Below are 2,785 nucleotides of genomic sequence, written 5' to 3' on the forward strand. Positions count from 1 at the left end.
GGACCCGTTGACGGTGGCCTTCACGAGGCCTCCGCCGGACTGGCCCTCGACCTCGGTCGCAGCCAGCTCCTCCTGCGCCTGCGCGAGGTCCTGCTGCATCTTCTGGGCCTGCTGGAGCAGCTCCTGCCCTCGACGGCTACTTCAGGACGCCGTTCCCGCTCGGGCGCCCACGCCCAGCAGCGCGACCGCCACGACCACCCGCCAGGCCGGCGCCGGGGCGCCCGGCAGCCCCAGGGCGACGAACGCGGGGAGCGAGCCGAACCCGACCGCGTAGGGCACCGGCGAGAGCACGGTCGCCTTCAGCCCCAGGTTGTACGCCCAGGCCGCCGCCACCCCCGCGAGGTGCACCGCGCCCGCCAGCGGCCCGAACAGCAGGGACAGGGGCACGCAGAGCGCGAACGCGAGGAGCGCCGCGGCGAGGACCCCGGAGGCGGGCACGGCACCGCGCGCGACGGGTTTGTCGCGCCGCCCCGCCGCCACGTCGCGCGCCGCGTCCACCGCGTCGTTGCTCCAGCCGATCGACAACTGCCCCGCGAACACGGCGGCGGTGGCGAACAGAGTGCCCCGCGCGCCCTGCCCCGACGCGACGGCGAGCCCCGCGACCAGCACCGTCACGGCGGCCGTCGGGCCCGGGTGGCAGGCGCCGAGCAGCGAGAGGGCCCCGGAGGCGGGCCGTTGGGGAGCGGCGGGCGCGGACCGTGCCGCACGTTCGACGGCGTCCATCCGCCCATCGTAGGCACGTCCCCGCCGCCACGAGCCGCACGCGGGGCCGCACGGCCCCCGCGCCCGGCGCCGCATGCGAAGCCGCCCCGGGGGGAAGAGGGGACGTGGTGCTTCCACCGGGGCCGAACCGGCGAACCGGCGTGAGACCGGACGCAGCACGGGCAGTGATGTTCCGTTACCCAGCTGATCGGACTCCAGATGACACGCATCGCAGCCGTGCACGGCGTGCTCGCCCCGCACCGGTACCCGCAGCGCGAGATCACCGACATGGTGGCGCGCACGTGCCTGCCCGAGGGCGCCGACCGCCGCCTGCTGGACCGGCTGCACGCCGGTGCCCGCGTCGCGGGCCGCGCGATGTCGCTGCCGCTCGAGCGGTACGCGGGCCTCGGCGACTTCGGCCGCGCCAACGACGTGTTCATCGAGACGGCCGTGCCGCTCGGCGCCGAGGCGGTGTCCGGCGCGCTGGACGCGGCCGGGCTGTCGCCGCGCGACGTCGACCTGCTGATGTTCACCTCCGTCACCGGCATCGGCGCCCCGTCCGTCGACGCGCGGCTCGTCCCCCGCCTCGGGCTGCGGCCCGACGTCAAGCGCATCCCGATCTTCGGGCTCGGCTGCGTGGCGGGTGCGGCGGGCCTCGCCCGGCTCCACGACCACCTGCTGGGACGGCCCGACGACGTCGCCGTGCTGCTGTCCGTCGAACTGTGCAGCCTCACCTTCCAGCCGGACGACGCGTCGGCCGCGAACCTCGTCGCGACGGGCCTGTTCGGGGACGGCGCAGGCGCCCTCGTCGCCTGCGGGGCGAACCGGGAGGCCCACCGGGGGGCGGGCCGGGGACCGGTCGTCGTCGACTCGCGCAGCCGCATGTACCCCGGCACCGAGGACGTGATGGGGTGGAACGTGACCGGCTCGGGCCTTCGGGTGGTGCTGGACGCGAGCGTGCCCGACCTCGTGCGCAAGAACCTGGCCGAGGACGTCGACGACTTCCTCGCCGGACACGGACTCGCCCGCGAGGACATCACGGCCTGGGTGTGCCACCCCGGCGGCCCGAAGGTCCTGCAGGCGGTCGAGGAGGCGCTCGACCTGCCCGCGGACGCCCTGGAGATGACGTGGCGTTCCCTCGAGGCGGTCGGTAACCTCTCGTCCTCCTCCGTGCTGCACGTCCTGCGTGACACCCTGGCCGAACGGCCGCCGCAGCCCGGCACCGCGGGCCTGATGCTCGCCATGGGACCGGGCTTCTGCGCCGAACTCGTCCTGCTGCGCTGGTGAGAGGCCGGGAGCACGGGGCCCGGAGGACCGAGAGGAGGGGGAAGGCGACGTGATCTGGTACACCGCGCTGGTCCTGGCCGTGGGGGCGGAGCGCCTGGCCGAACTGGTGGTGGCCCGCCGCAACATGCGCTGGAGCCTCGCGCGCGGCGCCGTCGAGCACGGCCGGGGCCACTACCCGCCGATGGTCGTGCTGCACACCGGGCTGCTGCTCGGCTGCCTCGCCGAGGCCTGGTGGGGCCACCGGCCCTTCCTGCCCGCCCTCGGATGGCCGATGCTCGCCCTGGCCGTGCTCGCGCAGGGCCTGCGCTGGTGGTGCATCACCGCCCTCGGGCCGCGCTGGAACACCCGCGTCCTCGTCGTCCCCGGCCTCCCCCTGGTCGCGGCCGGTCCCTACCGGCTGCGCCGGCTGCGGCACCCCAACTACGCGGCCGTCGTCGCCGAGGGCGTCGCCCTGCCGCTCGTCCACACCGCCTGGGTGACCGCGCTGGCGTTCACCCTCCTCAACATGTGGCTGCTGGCGGTGCGGATACGGTGCGAGAACGCCGCACTGGACACGGCGGGCGCGCCCGCGTGATCGACGTCCTGGTGGCCGGCGGCGGTCCGGCCGGGCTCGCCGCCGCGCTGCACGCCACGGCCGCGGGCTTCGAGACGGTGGTCCTCGAACCCCGGGTGGGAGCCGTCGACAAGGCCTGCGGAGAGGGCCTGATGCCGAGCGGCCTCGCGGCGCTGGCCGCCCTCGGCGTCGCGCCGCCGCCCGGCCGGCCGCTGCGCGGCATCCGGTACGTGCGCAGGCACC

The 2,785-nt window shown here is 76.1% G+C and carries 5 protein-coding genes; 3 read left to right on the forward strand and 2 right to left on the reverse strand.

The annotated features are described in order from the left end of the window. Together L1885_RS26665 and L1885_RS26670 are read right to left on the reverse strand one after the other, a co-directional pair. The coding region (locus tag L1885_RS26665) for a YbaB/EbfC family nucleoid-associated protein (RefSeq protein ID WP_268984563.1) at nucleotides 1–120 on the reverse strand (120 nt) is incomplete at its 3' end. Nucleotides 121–141: 21 nt separating this feature from the next. Continuing rightward, on the reverse strand, nucleotides 142–723 hold the full coding sequence (locus L1885_RS26670) for a UbiA family prenyltransferase (RefSeq protein WP_308117406.1): 582 nt from the start codon (nucleotides 721–723) through the stop codon (nucleotides 142–144). Nucleotides 724–921: 198 nt separating this feature from the next. On the opposite strand from L1885_RS26670, the gene L1885_RS26675 reads away from it, so the two are divergent. The 3 genes from L1885_RS26675 to L1885_RS26685 form a co-directional block, all read left to right on the forward strand. Next, nucleotides 922–1,989, forward strand: coding sequence for a type III polyketide synthase (locus L1885_RS26675; RefSeq protein ID WP_235799722.1), 1,068 nt, complete (start codon nucleotides 922–924; stop codon nucleotides 1,987–1,989). A gap of 49 nt (nucleotides 1,990–2,038) precedes the next feature. Further along, entirely contained in the window at nucleotides 2,039–2,563 is a 525-nt protein-coding gene (locus tag L1885_RS26680) for an isoprenylcysteine carboxyl methyltransferase family protein (protein ID WP_235799723.1), read from the forward strand. Next, nucleotides 2,560–2,785 (forward strand): FAD-dependent monooxygenase (locus L1885_RS26685; RefSeq protein WP_235799724.1); only part of this gene is annotated, 226 nt, incomplete at its 3' end. The genes L1885_RS26680 and L1885_RS26685, both read left to right, overlap by 4 nt.

This window comes from Streptomyces fuscigenes (assembly GCF_021556455.1).
Classification (GTDB): Bacteria; Actinomycetota; Actinomycetes; order Streptomycetales; family Streptomycetaceae; genus Streptomyces; species Streptomyces fuscigenes.

Bases quoted from the DNA above. Each gene is read 5' to 3' on its own strand.
- L1885_RS26670 (WP_308117406.1), bottom strand. From the start codon at position 723: ATGGACGCCGTCGAACGTGCGGCACGGTCCGCGCCCGCCGCTCCCCAA.
- L1885_RS26675 (WP_235799722.1), top strand. From the start codon at position 922: ATGACACGCATCGCAGCCGTGCACGGCGTGCTCGCCCCGCACCGGTAC.